This window comes from Paenibacillus antibioticophila (genome assembly GCF_000455265.1).
In the GTDB taxonomy this organism is placed as follows: Bacteria; Bacillota; Bacilli; order Paenibacillales; family Paenibacillaceae; genus Fontibacillus; species Fontibacillus antibioticophila.
Genome location: NZ_HG005139.1, coordinates 3,012,031 through 3,032,116, shown reverse-complemented (window position 1 = coordinate 3,032,116; position 20,086 = coordinate 3,012,031). Strand labels below are relative to the sequence as shown.

Annotated in this window: 13 protein-coding genes and 1 pseudogene; 11 read left to right on the top strand and 3 right to left on the bottom strand. The window is 48.4% G+C overall.

Annotation, left to right across the window (positions count from 1 at the left end; all coding sequences use genetic code 11):
• Positions 1-107: 107 nt before the first annotated feature.
• Complete coding sequence (locus TX85_RS13765) at positions 108-833, top strand: DUF421 domain-containing protein (protein ID WP_044479665.1); 726 nt, start codon at positions 108-110, stop codon at positions 831-833.
• On the opposite strand, the gene spoVB is transcribed toward TX85_RS13765, so the two are convergent.
• The gene (gene spoVB / locus TX85_RS13760; protein ID WP_044479664.1) at positions 830-2,416 is read right to left on the bottom strand and encodes a stage V sporulation protein B; all 1,587 of its coding nucleotides are present in this window, start codon (positions 2,414-2,416) and stop codon (positions 830-832) included. The genes TX85_RS13765 and spoVB overlap by 4 nt on opposite strands.
• Before the next feature lie 175 nt (positions 2,417-2,591).
• On the opposite strand from spoVB, the gene TX85_RS13755 reads away from it, so the two are divergent.
• The 6 genes from TX85_RS13755 (at position 2,592) to TX85_RS13730 (ending at position 9,157) form a co-directional block, all read left to right on the top strand.
• A complete protein-coding gene (locus TX85_RS13755) occupies positions 2,592-2,849 on the top strand; it encodes a post-transcriptional regulator (protein ID WP_044479663.1) in 258 nt (85 codons plus the stop codon).
• Between the two features lie 131 nt (positions 2,850-2,980).
• Positions 2,981-4,234 carry a protein translocase subunit SecD gene (secD, locus tag TX85_RS13750; RefSeq protein WP_044479662.1) on the top strand — a complete coding sequence of 418 codons (1,254 nt, stop codon included), beginning with the start codon at positions 2,981-2,983 and terminating at the stop codon, positions 4,232-4,234.
• The gene (gene secF / locus TX85_RS13745) at positions 4,224-5,120 is read left to right on the top strand and encodes a protein translocase subunit SecF (protein ID WP_049894933.1); all 897 of its coding nucleotides are present in this window, start codon (positions 4,224-4,226) and stop codon (positions 5,118-5,120) included. The genes secD and secF overlap by 11 nt, the downstream gene beginning before the upstream one ends.
• Positions 5,121-5,219: 99 nt before the next feature.
• A complete protein-coding gene (locus tag TX85_RS13740) occupies positions 5,220-6,137 on the top strand; it encodes a cation diffusion facilitator family transporter (protein ID WP_044479661.1) in 918 nt (305 codons plus the stop codon).
• Between the two features lie 53 nt (positions 6,138-6,190).
• Positions 6,191-8,596 (top strand): single-stranded-DNA-specific exonuclease RecJ, encoded by a 2,406-nt coding sequence (gene recJ, locus TX85_RS13735; protein WP_044480086.1) that lies wholly within the window; start codon positions 6,191-6,193, stop codon positions 8,594-8,596.
• Between the two features lie 42 nt (positions 8,597-8,638).
• On the top strand, positions 8,639-9,157 hold the full coding sequence (locus TX85_RS13730; RefSeq protein ID WP_044479660.1) for an adenine phosphoribosyltransferase: 519 nt from the start codon (positions 8,639-8,641) through the stop codon (positions 9,155-9,157).
• Between the two features lie 189 nt (positions 9,158-9,346).
• Here TX85_RS13730 and uraA read toward each other — a convergent pair whose 3' ends face one another.
• A complete protein-coding gene (gene uraA / locus TX85_RS13725) occupies positions 9,347-10,633 on the bottom strand; it encodes a uracil permease (RefSeq protein ID WP_044479659.1) in 1,287 nt (428 codons plus the stop codon).
• 209 nt (positions 10,634-10,842) lie between these two features.
• Here uraA and TX85_RS13720 point away from each other — a divergent pair.
• From TX85_RS13720 to TX85_RS26810, 3 genes and pseudogenes are all read left to right on the top strand, one after another.
• Positions 10,843-13,015, top strand: a pseudogene (locus tag TX85_RS13720) (RelA/SpoT family protein).
• Positions 13,016-13,034: 19 nt separating this feature from the next.
• Positions 13,035-13,481 carry a D-aminoacyl-tRNA deacylase gene (gene dtd, locus TX85_RS13715; RefSeq protein ID WP_044479658.1) on the top strand — a complete coding sequence of 149 codons (447 nt, stop codon included), beginning with the start codon at positions 13,035-13,037 and terminating at the stop codon, positions 13,479-13,481.
• Between the two features lie 109 nt (positions 13,482-13,590).
• Entirely contained in the window at positions 13,591-13,761 is a 171-nt protein-coding gene (locus tag TX85_RS26810) for a hypothetical protein (RefSeq protein WP_158297328.1), read from the top strand.
• A 61-nt stretch (positions 13,762-13,822) separates the two neighbouring features.
• Here the strand turns inward: TX85_RS26810 and TX85_RS13710 are convergent, their stop codons facing one another.
• Entirely contained in the window at positions 13,823-14,995 is a 1,173-nt protein-coding gene (locus TX85_RS13710; protein ID WP_148444362.1) for a hypothetical protein, read from the bottom strand.
• Positions 14,996-15,510: 515 nt separating this feature from the next.
• Here TX85_RS13710 and TX85_RS13705 point away from each other — a divergent pair.
• Complete coding sequence (locus TX85_RS13705) at positions 15,511-20,082, top strand: DUF7601 domain-containing protein (RefSeq protein WP_044479657.1); 4,572 nt, start codon at positions 15,511-15,513, stop codon at positions 20,080-20,082.
• The last annotated feature ends 4 nt before the right edge of the window (positions 20,083-20,086 follow it).

Sequence of the window (20,086 nt, the reverse complement as noted above, 5' to 3'; positions counted from 1 at the left end):
TATTTTGTTGTGCTCTTTTTTCGCATGGAACGCTATGGACAAGGTCAGAATATCCATTACATTCTGGCTTTTGGGTACGGATGCCAATGCGTCAAGGAGGGATTGCGATGGTAGAACATATAGCTGTCGTTCTGTTTCGAACAATATTGATGTATGTTTTGGTCTTTGCGGTCATGAGAATTATGGGAAAAAGAGAGATTGGCGAGTTATCTATCTTTGATCTCGTCATCTCCATCATGATTGCCGAAATTGCCGTATTTGCGCTGGAGGATATCGAACGTCCTCTTTACGACGGTATTTTACCGATCCTCATGCTGCTGCTGATCCAGATCGGAATTGCTTATATCTCTATGAAATCACGGAGGCTTCGGCTGCTATTTGACGGGAAGCCAAGCGTAATCGTGCAGAACGGCGAGATCAACCAAGATGAAATGAGAAAGCAAAGATACAATATAGATGACCTGCTAATGCAGCTTCGTTCACAGAATGTAGCGAGTGTCTCGGATGTAGAATTTGCGGTGCTGGAGACAAGCGGACAACTGAGTGTGTTTACTAAAGAGCAGGTCAAGCAAGGCTCGGGCTCAACGAACCCGGGAAAAAAACGGGAAGGCGATATTTCGTCGCTGGTGTCCAAGATTAAATTTGAAGCACTCCCTCTGCCGCTGATTGTGGACGGAAAGGTAGAAGATGACAATCTGGAACGGGTCGGGAAGACAAGGTTTTGGCTGAAGAACCAGATTCAGGCCAAGGGATATTTGGAGTTTAAGGACGTCTTCTTTTGCACTATTGACCATAATGGAAGGCTGTATATTAATGCCAAGGATAAATCCTAGGTACGGAACAGCCTGCGAAGAATAGGAATTCTCCGTAAATCAGACAGGTCGAACATGCCCATTACCGCGCATAAGATAATATACACAAGACCCGAAAGGACCGAAGAAGTGATCAGAAGCATGGCGGGATTGGCAAAGCTAAGCTCGTTGTATAGTAAGGTGGCAGCCCCGGCCATAATCACCATGGCAGCACATACTTTAAACAGATCGGCAAAGGGTAAGCTGTATTTCAGCAGCCTCTTGACGCTGAAGCTATGCAGCAGGGTTACAATGATGAAGTTAATGATGATGGCAATGACTGCTCCGTAGATTCCGAAAGAGGGATTAGAAGCAAGATAGAAAATGAGTACAATTTTAACAATGGCTCCTATTAATGTGTTCATCAGAGCTTTGCCAGCTTGATCGAGCGCCTGTAGTGTCGCTTGAAGGGGAGCCTGTGCATACAGAAACAATGCAAAGGGAGCCATTGTTCTTAGCATGCCGGCAATTTCCGCATTATCGTAGATGAACAGGCACAGGGGTTCGGCAAGCACATACATGACTGCGGCAAAGGGAGCGCCTGTAACCAAGGCAAGCCTAATCGATTGATGCAGGCGAAGCTGAATCGTTCTGGAGTCGCCGCGCGCCTGAGCCTCAGCGAGAGAAGGAACAAGGGATACTGCGAGCGACGAGGTGAGCGCACCCGGAAGCGTCAGCAGAGGGATGATCATCCCTTGAAGGGCCCCGTATTGGGAAGTGGCCACCCCGGTGGCAATTCCTGCGATGAGCAGGCTCCGGGCCGTGACAATCGATTCCAGTAAATAAGATAGCGAGCCAACTAATCTCCCTCCGGTGACTGGGACGGCGATGAGCATAAGCCTTTTTAATCCTCGCAGAAAGGGTTCCGGACCAGAAGATAAGACGGCCTGGTCAGGCGCTTCAGGAATAACAGCCCCTGACTTTTGTTCGATGCGGCGCAGACGGCGGTATTGCCACAGCAACACGGCCAGTCCGACAATCTCTCCCGCTACAACTCCCAGCATGGCGCCAGCTGCGGCGTATTCGATTCCTTTGGGCAGGAGAAGGTAAGAGAACCAGAGAACCCCGATAATGCGAGCCACCGTCTCAAGAATCGAAGACAGAGCGGAAGGAATCATATCCTGTTTGCCTTGGAAATAGCCGCGGTATACAGAGGATATAGATACGATTGCGATCATGGGACTCATTGAAATAAAGGTCTCGTATACTCTGGAATCGGTAAGTAAATTACGGGTTACCCAGGGAGCCAGCACGATGGTCAACAAGGTGAATAAGATGCCGGCGCTTGCAGCAAATACCAAGCTCGTCCGTAAAATACTTTTGGAGCGTTCAGGATGACCGGAAGATTCAGCCTCTGCCACCAGTTTGGCTACCGCCAGCGGGATTCCGCCGGAAATAAGCGTTACGATTACTAGGAAGAAAGGATAGCCGAGCTGGTATAGACCAACGCCCTCCGAGCCGATAACTCGCGGAAGCAGAATTCGGGGAATGAAGCCAAGTATCCGGTTTATAATGCCTGCCGCCAAGAGAATCATCGTGCCTTGGATAAAAGTTTGCTTGTTCAATGTACTTCCCTCTCTCTGAAAGAGTCATATTCCTCAGAAGATGATCCGATACTTAACATATGCAGATCCTGTCCACCTTCATGACTTGTCTTTTCGCAAGATGCAACATCACATGCAGGAATATTTAATTTAAGGTAGAATGGTATAAGACGGGGAGAAGGAAGGAGGCACCAGGATGGCTGGAGACGATTTTGGCGAAGAGCAGTTGAACGAGGCGATCGAAAGTTTATGCCAAAGTAAAGCGGAGGAATTCCGGCTGATCGGATACGAGCATGTGAGCGGGCTTGATATTTGGGAGTGTGTCAGCCAGAAGTATGAGAAGGAAGGCTACCCGCCCTTGCACCAAATGGTGAATGACGTTCTTTCCTTGAAAGTAACCCAATTTATGAACTATATGACGATTTCCGCATATCGTGGATCCCGTTTCGAATGAAAGGGGTCTTTTTTGTGACGGGATAAGGTGTTCATGAACTTTAAAACGACATAATTTGATAAATTGACGCTCAATTCATGCATCGCTATAATAGGAATATTGAGATTTTTGAAAGGGGATCGAAGTACGGGATGAAAAGAATTATCGCATTCATAACCGTCGTGGCTGTCTCAACCGCAATTATGGTATGGACAACCCCGGGCCTGCTGAACAATTTGCATCTCGGCCTTGACTTAAAAGGCGGATTTGAAATTTTGTATGAAGCAACGCCAATCGAAGGTGGAGCCAAAGTTTCGAAGGAATCATTAATCAAGACAGCTCAGAGCTTGGAGGAGCGGGCAAATAAGCTCGGTACCAGCGAGCCTGAAGTTACGACCGAAGGGACAAACCGGATTCGCCTGAAGCTGGCCGGTGTAACCGACGAGGCTGAAGTCCGCAAGCAAATGAAGGAGCCTGCTTCTCTGACCTTCCGCAGCAAAGACGGAACAGAGACAGCGGATGATCAGTATAACAAGATTGAGATGATCGGTACAGATTTTGCCGAGAATGGGGCAAAGCTTGAATTCAATAATATGAATGAGCCTCTGGTTAGCATCAAAGTGAACAGTAAAGAAAAATTTGCAGAGGTAACCCAGCGCTTGCTCGGTCAGCCCCTTGCAATCTATATGAATGAGACCTTGATTTCCGCACCGGTTGTGCAGGCGGTTCTGACCGATGGAACGGCATCCATTAGTGTCGGGGGGGATCTGAATGAAGCGAAGGAGCTTCGCGACCAGATCAATCTGGGTGCGCTGCCGCTCAAGTTAACAGAGAAATACTCACAAAGCGTAGGAGCGACACTGGGTAAGCAGTCCCTTGATTCAACGATAGAAGCCGGTTTGATTGCTTCGGTATTCATTCTGATCTTTATGATAGGGATGTACCGGGTGCCAGGCCTGATTGCTTCGTTTACGTTGATCTTGCATACCTGGCTTTTGATCTTGGTCTTTGTATGGGCAGACTTCACGCTTACACTTCCCGGGATCGCAGCGTTAATTCTGGGCGTGGGTATGGCCGTAGACGCCAACATTATTACAAATGAACGGATTCATGAAGAAATGAAGCTCGGCAAGAGCATTATGTCCGCCGTCAAGGCAGGAGATAAGCATTCTCTCCGTACCGTTCTTGATTCCAACATTACAACAATTATCGTAGCTGTAGTTATGTATTGGTTCGGTACAGGTGCCGTGAAGGGCTTCGCATTGGTGCTCATCGTCGAGATCGTGCTCAGTATCCTGACGAATATCTATCTCTCCCGCTTCCTGCTGAACCTGCTGCTGAAAGCGGGCAAGCTGTTGAAGCCGAAGTATTTCGGTGTAAAGGAGAGTGACATCAATGCGCTTTAAGAAAGAGATGGATTACGTTCACATCAGTAAATATTGCTACACAATTTCGATTATTCTTACCATTGTTGGTGTCATCTCACTGGCGGTATTCGGACTCAACTACAGTGTCGATTTCCGCGCTGGCTCCAGCGTTGATATTACCTTGACCCAAGACTTGACTGAAGATCAGATCCATCCGATCCTTGAGGGCATCTCGGCTGATCAAGGGACCGCAATCAATCCGGGGGATAACCGTATGACCCTCCGTTTTGAGAAGGTATTGGATGAGAATCAGGAAATGCAGCTGAAAGAGGAGATTACGAAGCTGGATGCAGGGGCTTCCTTCGAAGTCAATACCGTCGATCCGGAGATGGCTAAGGAATTGGCGCGCAATGCGATTTATTCCGTCCTCATTTCCTGTATCGGGATTATCATCTATGTAAGCATCCGCTTTGAATGGCGGTTTGCTGTTGCCGCTATAGTGGCCCTGCTGCATGACGCATTTCTCGTTGTGGCCGTGTTCTCGATCTTCAGATTTGAAGTCGATCTGACATTTATTATCGCTGTGTTGACCATCATCGGTTACTCTATAAATGATACGATTGTTATCTTTGACCGGATTCGTGAGAACCTGAGGTTCGCTAAGCTGAAGACCCGCCAGGATTTGATCGATCTCGTCAACAAGAGTGTGGCTCAGACGATTATGCGGTCGATCTATACGGCTGTAACGGTGTTCATTGCCGCATTGTTCCTGTTCTTGCTGGGTGGAGAATCGATTCGTATGTTCTCCCTGGCGATGGTCATTGGTCTGATCTTCGGGGCCTACTCGACGATCTTCATTGCAAGTCCGATCTGGTTCCTGCTTAAGAGCAGACAAAAAAATAAACCTGCCCATGCCGCGTCTTAGGACAAGCAGGCAGTAGCCTTAAGCTGTATTTATAAAGAGCCGCGTCGGACAGGTGACGCGGCTTTATGACTCTATAACAGGTTTTCAGGGGGATGGAGTATGTCACGCAACCAAGCCGCAGCAGCTAATCCCACCGCTTCATGGGCAGTGCTGCATCATCTTGCGATGTCGCTTCTCAAAGGAATTATTGGACTATTGTTCGATAGCCGTGCTTTAGTGGCGGATGCGCTGTATTCGGTATCTGAAGCAGCTGAAGTCATTCCGGAGGGCCGAAGATCCCTCAGACCAGCAGGAGGAAGAATGGCCGTCAGGATCGGACTGATTACGGTGGTCATGCTGGGAAGCCTCCTGACGGTGATTGCTTCCGCGATAGATATCGCTGATGGAGAGACAGAAGCCCCAGCTTATTGGGCGGGGGCCGTTATTCTTTTTACGCTTATCGCCAAGGAAGCTTATTTTCGTTACCGTTATCAGGAAGCCGCCAAGAAAAGCCGGGAGGAAGCTCTTCTGCTGATTGACAATCATCGGCTGTCCTTGTGGTCATCCGTCATTTCATTAATCGGAATTATCGGAGCAGTGACAGGATATGTGTTCAGCATTCCGGTGTTGCTCTACCTGGATCCTGCTGCTGCTTTCATCATAGCAGGTCTTATTGGCTGGAAAATTTGGACGCTGTTTAATCGTTCTGCCAGCCGGCTTTCATTTCCACTTCTTCAGGAAGAGGATGCTCAGCCGTTTGTAGAGACGATTCAGCGTGTTCAAGGTATTATTACTGTGGATCAACTGCAGGCAAGAGAACAGGGACATTATATTTCGATTTCGGCAATCATTACCGTGAATCCACGGATTACCGTTATGGAGGCTAATGATATTGCAGTACGGGCCAAGGCATTGCTCATGAGCAGATTTACGCATATTAGCGAGGTAAGCATTCAGTTTATGCCGTATGATCCGGGATATCCTTACAAGAGTAATTATGAAGGCTCAGGAGATGATCTGCCCAATTTACTGCAGTAGTGAACTGTCATGATCTGTTCTGGATCAGAATGGTTTGGAAAGAAGGTGAAGGGGTGCTTCACTCCAAATACGAATGGCGCAACTCTTTTTATGATCAACGTACAGGAGAGGAACTGGCACGGCAGCTGAATCTCTCTCCCTTGATGGGCTCGATATTGGCTGCTCGCGGCATTCATGATGCAGATGATGTCTCCAGGCTGCTGCATGGCCACCTGGAAGAACTGCATGACCCTTTTCTAATGAGCGGTATGCAGGAAGCTGTCCCGCGAATCCGGCAAGCACTTGAACAAGGCGAACGCATCTTGATCTATGGGGATTATGATGCGGACGGAGCTTCCTCAACCTCCTTAATGATTCAACTGATGCGCAGACTGGATGCCGATTTTGAATATTATATCCCTCATCGATCTAAGGAAGGTTACGGACTACATATCGCTGCCCTTGAGCAAGCAAAGGCACGGGGAATATCCTTGATTATTACAGTGGATACCGGCATCAGCGCTGTAGAGCAAATCGCATTTGCTTCCCGTGCCGGAATGGATGTCATTGTGACGGATCATCACGAACCGCCTGAACAATTGCCCGAAGCTTATGCACTCATTAATCCGAAGCTGCCTTATTGTCCCTATCCGTTCAAGGGGCTAGCCGGGGTCGGTGTAGCGTATAAGCTTGCCGCAGCTTTGCTGGATCGTGAGGTGCCGAATGAATGGCTTGAGCTAGTGGCTATAGGTACAATTGCGGATTTGATGCCCTTGACGGATGAGAACCGAATTCTGGTTAAGCTTGGGCTGCAATCCATGAGTCGTTCGGCCTTTCCCGGCGTTAGAGCATTGCTGCAAATTGCCGGCTGGAAGGGGGGCGAGGTGTCTTCAACTCAAGTGGCCTTCGGACTGGCGCCGCGCATCAATGCAAGCGGAAGAATGAGCCATGCCAATCTTGCCGTTGAGCTTTTAATCGAGAGTGACGACGAGAGAGCAGGACAGGAAGCGATAGCCCTGGACCAGCTTAACAAGGAGCGGCAGGAATTGGTTGAAGATATTCTGGAGCAGGCTCTGGAACAGGTAGGTGAAAAGAAACGCGATCCAGAACGTCCGGATGTGATCGTGGTGGCGGGTGAAGGATGGAATGTCGGCGTAGTCGGGATTGTCGCCTCCAAAATTCTTGAGCGCTATTACCGGCCAGTCATTGTCCTCGCTATAAACCCGGAGACCGGGGAGTGCAAGGGCTCGGCGCGGTCTATTCCAGGCTTTGATATTTATGAAGCTTTGACGGACTGCAGCGATCTGCTCCATCATTACGGCGGGCATCCTTCTGCTGCCGGAATGTCATTGCATCGCAGAGAGCTGGGAGAATTCGAGCAGAGATTAAATCGTTATGCCGAACTTAAAATGACACCGGAGCAGCTCGTTCCCTGGATGGAAAGTGATGTGGAGTGCACTCTGGGCGACATTACGCTGTCGGCGCTGGAACAGCTTGAGCTTCTCGCCCCTTATGGAATGGGGAACCCGCACCCGCGCCTGATGATTCGAGGCGCTGTCCTCCAAGAAGCGAAGCAAATGGGCAAAGACGGCAAGCATTTAAGGCTGCTCCTGCAGCAGCAGGATATTCTTATGGAAGCTGTCTGCTTTGGCAAAGGCGATTTGGCGTACTGCCTCTCCGAGATGGCGGAAGTGGACCTGATTGCAGAGGCTGGAATTAATGAATGGAATGGTTCGCGTAAACCGCAGCTAATGATACAGGATCTTAGAGTTCCTCATATGCAGGTGTTTGATTTCAGGGGAACTCGGCAGCCGCTAGCGAAGCTGCTGGAGCTCATCGGAGGTCTGGGACGTATACAGAATGCGGTCACCGAGTCAGCCGCTGTTCTTGTTAATTCTCCTGTACAGCAAGAGGTTGAAAATCAATTGAATGAACTCCCCGTTTGGGTATATGATAGGAGAATCGGCGCTCGTCTGGAAGGACTGCCGGACTATACCGTCCATCCGGAGCAAGTGCGCTCCTTGTTTGTCCTTGAATTACCGAAACTTCCGGTTGAATGGAACAGCATGCTGTCCATCTTCAAGGGGCTTGAGAGGGTTTACCTGCTTCATCCGAATATAACGGCTCAAGAGGTGTTAAGGCCGCCTTCCCGTGAATTGTTCAAGGAGGTCTACGCACTTCTGAGAGCGCTCACGATAAGGAGAATTCCCGTGGCAGAGCTTCTTCCGCTGCTTGAAGCACGGACTGCCTTGTCCAGAAGAATGCTGGAAATGGTCTTGGATGTATTCGAGGAGCTTGATTTTATTTCCCGTCAAGACGGGGAACTGCTGGTGAATGAATCCCCATCCAAAAAACCGCTGGAAACCTCGCAGCGTTATCTTGAGCTTGCCGGGCTGGCAGAAATGGAGCAGATTCTGCTTCATGGGCAAATCCCGCAAATTTCGCAGTGGCTCCAGCCGCAGATTCAGGGAGTTTCTTAATGAGTAACGTATCGTATGGATTATTTTTAGGAGGAGATTGTATTGGATTTCAAGGATTATATTCGCGTCATTCCGGATTTTCCACAGCCGGGAATCAGCTTCAAGGATATCACAACCTTGCTGAATGACGGAGAGAAGTACCGTCTGGCTATTGATGAGCTGAGAAAGCTTGTGTCAGACCTTAAGATTGATCTGATTGCCGGACCGGAGGCGCGCGGCTTCGTTGTAGGAGCTCCGCTCGCTTATGCGCTTGGTGTGGGGTTTGTACCGATTCGTAAAAAAGGCAAGCTTCCTTATGACACCATTGAGGTGAAATATAACCTTGAATACGGCACAGACGTATTGGCTATGCATAGCGATGCGGTCAAGCCGGGGCAAAATGTGCTGATTGCTGACGATTTGCTCGCTACAGGAGGGACGATTTCTACATCTGTAGAACTTGTGCGCCAGCTTGGGGGCAATGTTGTAGGTACGGCATTTCTGATTGAGCTTGGTGAGTTAAACGGTCGTGCGAAGCTTCCGGGAATTGATGTTTATTCGTTGGTTCACTACGACAATTAAGGCAACGTCATAGAAAAAGAGCCTGTCCGCAAATGATATCGTTCGCGGGCAGGCTCCCTTTTTTAATGCTACATAAGTTGATATAAAGAACTGCACAGAAAAGGCATGAGTGTAAAGTGTTCTGAAGAAGCGTCAGCGTTCGTAAGAACACTTTATACGTTGCCTCCTGTGTATGATCATTTGTTAAACTTATATAGCTGCTTCATCCTTATCATTAGACCAGCCAAGCACTTGAATCAGCTTGAAGAACAGACTGAGTAGAATCCCAACGATGGTGGCAAGAGCCATCCCCTTGAGTTCTACGGAGCCCATGGTCAGCTTCACGCCGCTTAATCCTACCACAAATACGACAGTAGCCAAGATCATGTTGGTGGCTTTGGAGAAGTCAACCTTTTGTTCAACAAAGATCCGAAGACCGGAGGCCGCGATTACGCCGAACAGCAGTAAGGAGACACCGCCCATTACCGGTGTTGGAATAAAGGCAATCAATGCTGAGAATTTTCCGGAGAAGGATAACAGAATGGCTATGACAGCCGCTCCTCCGACAACAAATACAGAGTATACCTTGGTCAGAGCCATAACTCCAATATTCTCACCATAAGTAGTATTTGGAGTAGACCCGACAAAGCCGGAAATAATGGTTGAAATGCCGTTTCCAAGCAAGGAGCGGTGCAGCCCTGGATCCCTGGACAGATCCTTACCGACAATATTACTGGTCACGAGCAAATGTCCGATGTGCTCGACAATGACAACTAGAGCAACCGGAACGATCGTAACAATAACAGACATATCCCATTGCGGGGTTGTTACGGTAGGACTGGACAGCCAGTTAGCACTGCTTATAGAAGTTTTATCAACCTCGCCCATAATGTAAGCCAACCCGTAACCAGTGACAATACCGATCAAAATGTGAATAATTTTAGGAAAGCCGCGGAAAAGTACTGCGCCAAGAATCGTAACGCCTAGTGTAACCAGGGAGAGAAGAATAGATCGGGGATTTGCTGTCCAGTCATCTGAGCCGTCCGAAATCCAACCAGCCATCTCGGCAGCAACGGGAATAAGCTCTAGGCCGATCAGAGCTACGATAGCTCCCATAGCAGCAGGAGGGAATACTACATCAATCCAGGATGTTCCGGCGTATTTGACGAGAAGAGCAAACAGAAGAAAAATGACGCCAGTGACGATAAATGCTGACAGTGCAAGGGCGTATCCATTTCCCGGGTGACTGTCCAGAACGAGCTTTACGGGTGCGATAAATGCAAAGCTGGACCCGAGATAGGCCGGAATCTTACCCTTACAAATAAAGATGTAGAGCAATGTGCCAATACCGTTCATTAGCAGAATCATCGCAGGATCGACGCCAAAAAGATTTGGCACCAAAACCGTACTGCCGAACATAGCGAACAAGTGCTGGATACTCAGCAGTGTGCCTTGTCCAAAAGGAACTTTTTCATTGACCTGAATTTCACGTTGCAAGCAGGTTCACTCCTCTTCAATTTCACGTTATCAAAAGACCATCCTTACTAGATTATATAGATTGCCGACTTTTTCAACAAGAATTTTTGAACAATTTATAACTCCTCTTTTTCTATGCTATAAGCCAAGAGTTGACGTAAACCAGAGCAGGAGTCATAATTATAGGAAATCTAAATTGGGGAATATAGAAAGGAATCGGGCAGGATTCAATGGGCATAGATCGAGTACTCGAAAAGGCGTCTGCCTATATAAAAGAACCGGAGCTTCAGCGTATCCGGGATGCATACGATTTTGCGGAGCAGGCACATCATGGCCAAGTGCGAAAGTCCGGAGAACCGTATATTTTGCATCCGTTAGCGGTGGCTGAAATTGTCGTTAATATGCAGATGGATGCACTTTCCGTCATTGCTGCGCTTCTGCACGATGTTGTAGAGGATACGACGGTTTCCCTGAAGGAGATCCATGAGCATTTCGGCCAGGACTGCGCGATGCTTGTTGACGGCCTTACCAAGCTCGAACGGATTAAGTTCAGATCCAAGGAAGAGCAGCAGAATGAAAATTACCGCAAGATGTTTATCGCTATGGCTCAGGATATCCGTGTCATTGTGATCAAGCTGGCGGATCGTCTGCATAATATGCGAACCTTGAAATACCAATCGGAAGAGAGCCAGCGGCGTATTGCATACGAGACGCTGGAGATTTTCTGTCCGATCGCAAACCGTCTGGGGATCTCGGCGATCAAATGGGAGATGGAGGATATTGCTCTCCGGTATTTGAATCCGCAGCAATATTATCGGATCGCCAATCTGATGCGCAAGAAACGGGCTGAGCGAGAAGAATATATTGCCAGCGTTATCTCGCGCATTTCCGAGAAGCTGGATGAAATGGGCGTCGAGGCCGATTTGTCTGGCCGTCCCAAGCATATTTACAGCGTATACAAAAAAATGACCACGAAAAACAAGCAATTTAATGAAATATATGATTTGCTGGCGATTCGAATTATCGTCGACAATATCAAGGATTGTTATGCCACATTAGGCATTATTCATACGCTTTGGAAGCCTATGCCCGGGCGCTTCAAGGATTATATTGCTATGCCGAAGGCAAATATGTACCAGTCCCTGCATACGACCGTCGTTGGACCGAACGGCGAGCCTACGGAGGTTCAGATTCGCACCTGGGAGATGCACCGGACAGCCGAGTACGGAATTGCGGCTCACTGGGCATATAAGGAAGGACCTGAATCCGGGGGACCGGAGAAACGAATGACCTTTTTCAATGAAATCCTGGAGCTGCAGCATGAGGCCAAGGATGCTTCGGAATTCGTGGAGTCGCTTAAAATGGACTTTTTCACGGATCTTGTCTTTGTGTTTACGCCTTCCGGGGAAGTTATCGAGCTTCCGTCGGGATCTGTTCCGCTTGATTTTGCTTATCGGATTCACACGGAGGTCGGCAACCGGACCATTGGCGCCAAGGTTAACGGACGAATTGTTCCGCTTGATCATCGTCTCAAGACAGGCGATATTGTGGAGATTCTCACCTCCAAGCATTCTTACGGTCCGAGCCAGGACTGGTTAAAGATTGCCCAGTCTTCTCATGCGCAGCAAGATCAAGCAGTGGTTCAAGAAAGAGAAGCGTGAGGAGAACGTCGAGAAGGGCCGCGAGGCGATTGAACGGGAGTTGAAGCGTGCCGGAATCGATGCTCCGTTATGGATGACAGATGATAAGTTAATGGAGGCGTGCAAGAAGTTTGCCTTCAATGACATTGATGATATGCTGTCCGCTGTCGGTTTTGGCGGAATTACAGCGGCGCAGATTGCAACCAAGCTGACCGAGAAGCTGCGGAAGGAGCAAGAGGAGAGCAGCATCACCGAGCTGACGTCCGAGGTCAAGGAGGTTAAGGCGGCTGAAGAGCGAAAGCCGAGACCAACGAACGGGGTTGTAGTCAAAGGAATCGATAACCTGCTTGTGCGCTTTGCCAGATGCTGCAACCCGGTCCCGGGAGATGATATTATCGGTTATATCACGCGTGGCCGCGGAGTATCCGTACACCGCAGTGACTGTCCGAACATTCCTAGCGGTACGGATGATGAAGAAGCAGCACGGGTTATTGATGTGGAATGGGAGCATGCCATCGAAGCGAATTACAGCGTGGATATCGAGATTACAGGGCATGATCGCCGTAATTTCCTTAACGAGGTGCTTCAGGCGGTATCGGAGAGTAAGACCAATATCTCGGCGGTCTCCGGCCGTTCGGACAAGAACAAGATGGCACTAGTTCATATGACGATCCTGATTCGCAACACGGATCATTTGCAGTCTGTAGTGGAAAAAATCAAGCGGGTGAAGGATGTATATACGGTTCACCGGATAATGCAATAGGTAAGGAGTACGAACAAGCATGAGAGTAGTTGTACAGCGTTGCAAGCAAGCGAAGGTAACCGTTAACGAAGACACGATCGGCTCTATTGGCGCCGGGCTTGTGCTTCTGGTTGGCATTACCCATGAAGATACAGAAGACAACGTCGCTTACCTTGCAGATAAGATTGCCGGGCTTCGGATATTTGAAGATCCGGAGGGCAAGATGAACCTGAGTCTGACCGATATTGGCGGCTCCGTTCTGTCCGTGTCCCAGTTTACTCTATACGGCGATTGCCGGAAGGGCAAACGGCCGAGCTTTATTGAGGCGGCCCGGCCGGAGAAGGCCTTGCCGCTGTATGAGAAGTTTAATCAAATGCTGGAGGAAAAAGGGATCTCCGTAGAGACCGGACGTTTCGGTGCTGATATGGATGTGGAACTCGTTAATTGGGGACCGGTCACGATAATACTTGAGCATCCGTACGCGTAATTCCTTTTGACTATCGTTGCTTGCTTGATTGCGGAATAGAGCAGGACCTTCTGGGGGATAATCTCTATAAAATTCACAAGAGATTTTTGCTTAAGGAGCCGACACTTCTATGCGTCAAACCGCGAATGATCGTGCTTGGCAGTGCCACCCTTTGCTCGTAACAGGGGAGAGATCAGAGACTCTGGCCCTCGCTCGATCCGCTCAGGACGAGGGGCTGCTCATCAGCAGAGAGGTGAAGCCGTCTTCAGGCATGGCTAATCCTAGAAAAAGAAGAACCTGAGGGAATAAATTAAAAAGGGCAATCGAACGGAGAGATTCCATTCGCTGCCCTTTTATTTTGCTTAAACGTTGCTTAGCAAGCTTTCCTGATAGGTGCTCCATAATTCGCTTGAAAATTTGAAATCCACTAACTTGTTGTCCTTGATCATTTTCTCCAGACTAAGACTGACCTTGTCACGATCGAAAATATGGACCCTCTCCAGAGCATACTCATCGTCAACGGCATAAATGAGACAAAAGTTCCCTGCGCACAGAATGGCCATGTTGGAAAGATGGCTATCCAATAACCTGATCCTGCTGAAGCTGTCCTCTTCCATCAGATATTGATTGAAGCGCTGCATATAAGGAGCACGCTGCTCGGCAGGGAAGGAATAGGCGCCAATAAAAGGAACGACAGCCTTCCCGGTTGCGGCAAAGCGTTCCATCGCGGCAAGAGAGACATAAAACTCCGTTCCTTTATTCATAATGTGCTGGAACAACAGCCAAGCCCAGTTGCCTATCTTTTCACTGCCGGGCAAGGAGTTAATTTCCTCCTCCCTCAGTAAGTACCCAATGGAAGTAAAATTAAATACGGTATCGATTCCTTGATTAAATAGTGCTGTGACAGCAGGGCGGTTTTCCTCAAAAAATGCAATGGCTTCACTTCTATTGTAGCTGATTTTCCGGATGTCCTTATTCATAAGACTGTTGTAAAACAAGTTCAAGTAGTTCTTATGCGCAATGGGGATCAATAGCGGCGTTCCGTCGATTTGCGAATCAAACATCAGCAGGAGTTTTCCTTTCAACAGCAGAAAAGGCTGACCCAGATCACTTGTAGTTGTCCACAGGTTTAGATTAAAGCCTCTTTGCGTGACAGAAATAAAGTTCAGTGAGACACTTTTTCCTTGGCGAGATGACTCATGAAGCGATCCGTCAAAAAAATGATTGAAGACAATATGAGTGCATCTTTCCGGGTTAACAATCAGCGAATTCAAGAAAATTTCGGAATAGGCCGGATCATAGGTGGGAATTGTGCTATAGACTTCTAACGGCTCATGAGAATCGTTAACGAGATGATCGGATAGCATGACACATAGCAGATTAAGCACCGACTTCCGCCCCAAAAAGTAAAATCCCCGTTCTACAAACTCCAAATTCACTTGATTGGCAGTCGCAAGATCTTTATCCAGCGCGTATTCAATCGCATAAGTTAAAAACGAGCGCAAGTCCTCCAAAGATTTAAAATCGTAGATCACGGGAAACAAATCCTTGAACTTTAAATAACACGCATGAGAGTATATGTATTCAGAAAAATAGTCGGCGGCTAGTTTAATGAATATCTTTTTTTCCTTTCTTACAGGAAGTCTGCTTCCGGTTAAAATTTTGCTCAATCCGCTAGGAGTCATGTTCATACTAATGGCAAAATCGGTTTTCGGCTTTTTTGCTATATCGATCAATTCTTCTAATAATCTCCCCAAGTTCATGTCTGTTGCGCATAACATACGTATAGGAAAACGTATAGCCATGCCCTCCTTCCCGTGGTGTCCATCTCCTATTTATCGTCAATATATACATCCCACTTTATAAAAAAAATCATTTTCTTTCAAAGGAAATTCATTTTCTTTCAAAGGAAAATTTACATCGAATTTTTAATTTCTTCTTCAAGCGGCTCAAGATCTCCTCTGATAAGCTTTCGTAATGAAGCCTTTAAATTAGAATAATTATAGATTGCTGAGGGCTGAAAGACAGATCTGAAGAAGGAGATGATCTAATGAGATCAAAGCTTATGAATTGGCTGCTGATTCTGATCGTCCTGATCAGCACGGTGGCCCCCGTTGGCAGTACGGCGACCGCAGCGGGCGATAAGTCAGGTGTGCTTACGAATCTGTCGGCTGTGGTTATACAGAACGGCAAGGTGATTACGGAAGCAGATACAATTAACGGAAAGGAGCCGATTGAGGTTACCGTTTCCTTTGGTGTTCCGGTTGCAGGAGACGATCCTGTTCCACCGCAGATCATTGAATACAAGGATACTGTAAGCCTTCTTTTGAGCCAAGGCTTCTTAGCCGTGCCGGAATCGATTCCACCGCTTATGTTCGGCTCTAAGCAGCTTGCTACTGCGAGTTTGTCTCAAGCGGGAAGCACCGTAACTGCTGATGTCTATTTTAACGGGGACACCGACATTTTTGATGGAAGCGGCGGTTATTATGGTGTTAACGGAGAATTTACGGCAAAGCTTCAATATGACGACAGCGGAAGCGCGGGTGCCGAAGGTGATCATACGGTAACGATTCTTGGCAAGAACTATACCGTAAATATTCCTCCGGCTGAAATCGTGTACAATGTTGGGAAAAGCGGTACTGTGGATTTGTCCAGTCGGACGATTGACTGGCAAGTGGAAATCAGCGCAACCCAAAGCGGTAATTCACTGGATCTTAAGGATTATATATTCAGTGATGATCTAACGGGGGTAGGCGAACTTGTGGCAGGCTCCTTTGAAGTGGGGGGAACTTCTGTTGCGCCCGCTATAACCGGTAATGTAATTCAATATACTTTCCCGGACAATTCGGTGAGCCCGCAGTCTGTTACTTTCCAGACGAAAATCCCGGAAAATAAATATTATGCTAACGATAGTCAATCAGTAAGCAATACTGCGGAATTGCTTAAGGACAATGTCCCCGTCAAGGACGGATCGGACAGGGTGACATTTACTCCGCCGAAATGGATTGAAAAAAGCGGGGAAGCCAGCGATGAGTTCGTTGGAGGGGTATATGATCCAAGCAACCGTACGATTACCTGGACGATTACGGCCAACCGTGCGATGACAGAACTGGAAAATCTGACGATCAAGGATCAATTGCCGAACGGCCTGTCCTTTGCTTCCGCAGAGTGGGAGATCTCGACAGACGGTACGACCTGGAATCACCATAGCGATGTTTCCGTAGAACCTGTTAACGGCGAATATACACTAACAGGAACTACCAGTGAAATGGCTCGACTGATTATCACGAGTAAAGTGACGGACACAGATACTACGACAGGCACGAGAACGTTCTACAATTCAGCGACACTGGATTGGGACGGCAAGCCCGCGGGAGTGAATCCGAGCACAGACAGCATCGGAGTGGGCATCGGCTATAACGCTATTACCAAGTCCGGAACGCTGGATAAAGCCAACCGCGAGATTACCTGGACGGTAAATGTGGATGCGAAGGGGCAAAACATTCCGGACATGAAGGTGTATGATCTGTTGGTCTACAAAAATAGTATTAATCTTAATACGGTAACAGCAGATCCATCGTTAGGCATTAATCTTAACGACCTTACACCGCGCTATGGCTTGAAAAATGTAGCCGGCAGTTATACAGGCAACGGGACGTTGAATGTTATTCCGATCGAGCAAGGCGGAGAGCGCGTTGCTGATCTACTGGAAATTACGGGACTTTCGACGAACACACCCAATAGTTTTTCTTTTAAGACACTTGTTGTAGATCCGAATATTTTTGCTGGCAATAAGACTTCCAATGTATCTAACACGGCTTCCTTGTTTGCAGGGAACGACAAGTTGAACGATGCAACAGGAAACGTGAATTATGACAGCCGGACGCTGGAGAAGGAACTTCTTAAACGCGAGGCGCAAGCCGATCTGGCCGCAGGCGTTAATATTCACCGTACAACCAATGCTGCGGAAGGCTTTGATTATATCGACAAATCGGTCATCTTCCGGCTTAGCATCAATGCGGACGGCTTGGACTTTGATACCGCGAAAAATGCGGACGATGAGGCACTGGGAGCAGCAACGATCACAGATACCTTGCCGGCGGGATGGGAATTCACGGAGATTGCACCTGGCCAAAACTTCCTTGTATTCGAGGGAACGGCAGGCTCGGGCTCTTCTGTGAATGCTGTTGATATCACGCCGGATGATGTAGCCGGCTTGACAGCCGATTTCACGGAGACAGGCAAGGCTACCTTCACCTTCAGCCCGCTGAACAAGCCTTATGTTATTTTGGTGAAGGCTAAACCGAACGAAAGTACGCTTGACGGCTACTTTAACAGAAACCAGACTTCGACGATCACAAATAACTTGCAACTGATCGCTGAAAAATGGACGCCTGGCGTATCCAGAAATCGGGGCGTTTCGATTAAGAGCGAAGTTCTTAAGAAGTCCTACACAGCTCCCCAGCAGGGTATATTGGACTGGACCGTGGATTACAACCCCTACGCCCTGACAAATGTCGGAGAGAGAATTGAAGACACGCTGCCTATCGGTCTTGATTTACGCACCGATTCCAAGGGCGCTTTGTTGCTGGGCAGCAATATTACTGCTGCGGAATTGACGCTGAAGGAGGACGGAACACTTGAGGAAGGGGATCCCGTTGCCTTAGTACTTGACGGCAATATCTCTTACAACAATACAACCCGTGTCCTTACCTTCAACATTCCGGATAACAGCAAGGCTTATCGCTTTACTTATCTGACAGACATCACTGGTGATCCGGGCTCCGTTACCAATCAGGTACGGTTGTCTAAAGGCGACGTCAGCGCAGAAAATCAAGCTGTGAATTATGCAATCAGCAGTGCAGACAGCTTGGCGACAATGCAAAGAGGCGGTTGGCTGGAAATTACCAAAACGAACGGAGCGACAGCTGCGACGCTTCCGGACGCTGAATTTACCCTGTTCTCGGAGGATGGCAGCACAGCTATCCGCAAGGCTGTCAGCGCAGCAAACGGCAAGCTGACGCTGAGAGCGATCCCGGCCGGACAGTATATTCTTAAAGAGACGGCCGCTCCTTTAGGCTATACCATGGATGATACGATTCATACGGTCAGCGTGGATACTTCCGGTCCTGAGGTTGTCACTTCCATTGACGGAAAGACCGGCACTGGCTCCAACCTGCTGACGGTAGTGAACTACCTTGAAAATACCGTGGGCAATCTTGCCATTAGCAAGATAGTTGCCGGGAATGATGGAGATTTGGACAAGAAGTTTACCTTCACAGTCACATTTACCGGAGCTGCAGGCACATATAGTTACATTGGAACCGGTGGTGCAAGCAATGGTACGATCAGCAGCGGCGGTACGATCGCTCTGGCTCATGGGGAAGGGATTGTTATTACCGGCCTGCCGAAGGATGCAGAATATACGGTAACTGAAACGGATTATTCCCCGGAGGGATACCTCACTTCAAGTATTGATGCTGTCGGCGTCATTGCTGCGGATGATACTCAGTCAGCGGCATTTACGAATACAAAGGATAAGCCGGGCAGCCTGGTCATTAGCAAGACTGTAGCCGGTAATGCGGCTGACCAGAGCAAGAAGTTTGATTTTACGGTTCAATTCAGTGCTTCAGGCGAATATGAATATTTCGGGAACGGCGGTGCGGCTGACGGCCGGATCGAGAGCGGGGATACCATTTCTCTGGCTCATGGAGAAAGCATTGCGATCACCGGACTTCCCAAGGATGCTACTTATTCGGTGACAGAAGCAGATTACGCTGCTGATGGCTATACCGAATCAAGTATAGACGATACCGGGATCATCCTGACGGATTCCGTAATGACCGCCTCGTTCGTAAATACGAAAAATGTTTATGTGCCATCGGAGCCTGGTTCAGAACCTTCAGAACCTTCAGAACCTTCAGCACCTGACAATTCACCTGGCCGGGGCAGCCTGTCTATCAGCAAGTCTGTGACAGGAGACGCCGGTGATCGCGGGAAGAGATTTAATTTCTCCATCATCCTAAACGGCGCAGCAGGGTTCTACAACTTCACGGGAAGCGGAGGCGCATCCCATGGTTCGATTCAAAGCGGAGGCAGTTTCTCGCTGGCCCATGGAGAGAGCATTACTATTTCAGGACTTCCAGAGGGTACAAATTATGTTGTAACGGAAGAGGATTATGCCGAAGAAGGATATGTGACCTCTAGCTCAGGTTCCTCGGGAGTGATCCACTCCGGGATGACGCATAGCGCGGCTTTTATCAACACAAAGGACACAAAGGACACTGAAAACCATGAAGAGCCCTCGATCGAAGACGGTGGAGACATAGAGGGTAATGACGGTGAAGGCCTGCCGGATGGAGAGCCAGCCGGCGAGGATTCAGTTGACGGAGATTCAGTTGACGGAGATTCCGATGTCGCCACGCCTGTCGGTAATCAAAGCGGCGAGGGAAACAAAGACAGTGAGGGAGCGGCGATGGGAACACCGAAAACCGGTGACACTTCCTTCCAGCAAGCAGCAAAGTTCGGACTCATCTTCTTCTTGCTGGCGTTGGCCGCATTATTCTTAACGGATTCTATTCTGCGAAGCAGAAAATATCCGAAAAATGAGATGAATCATTAATTAG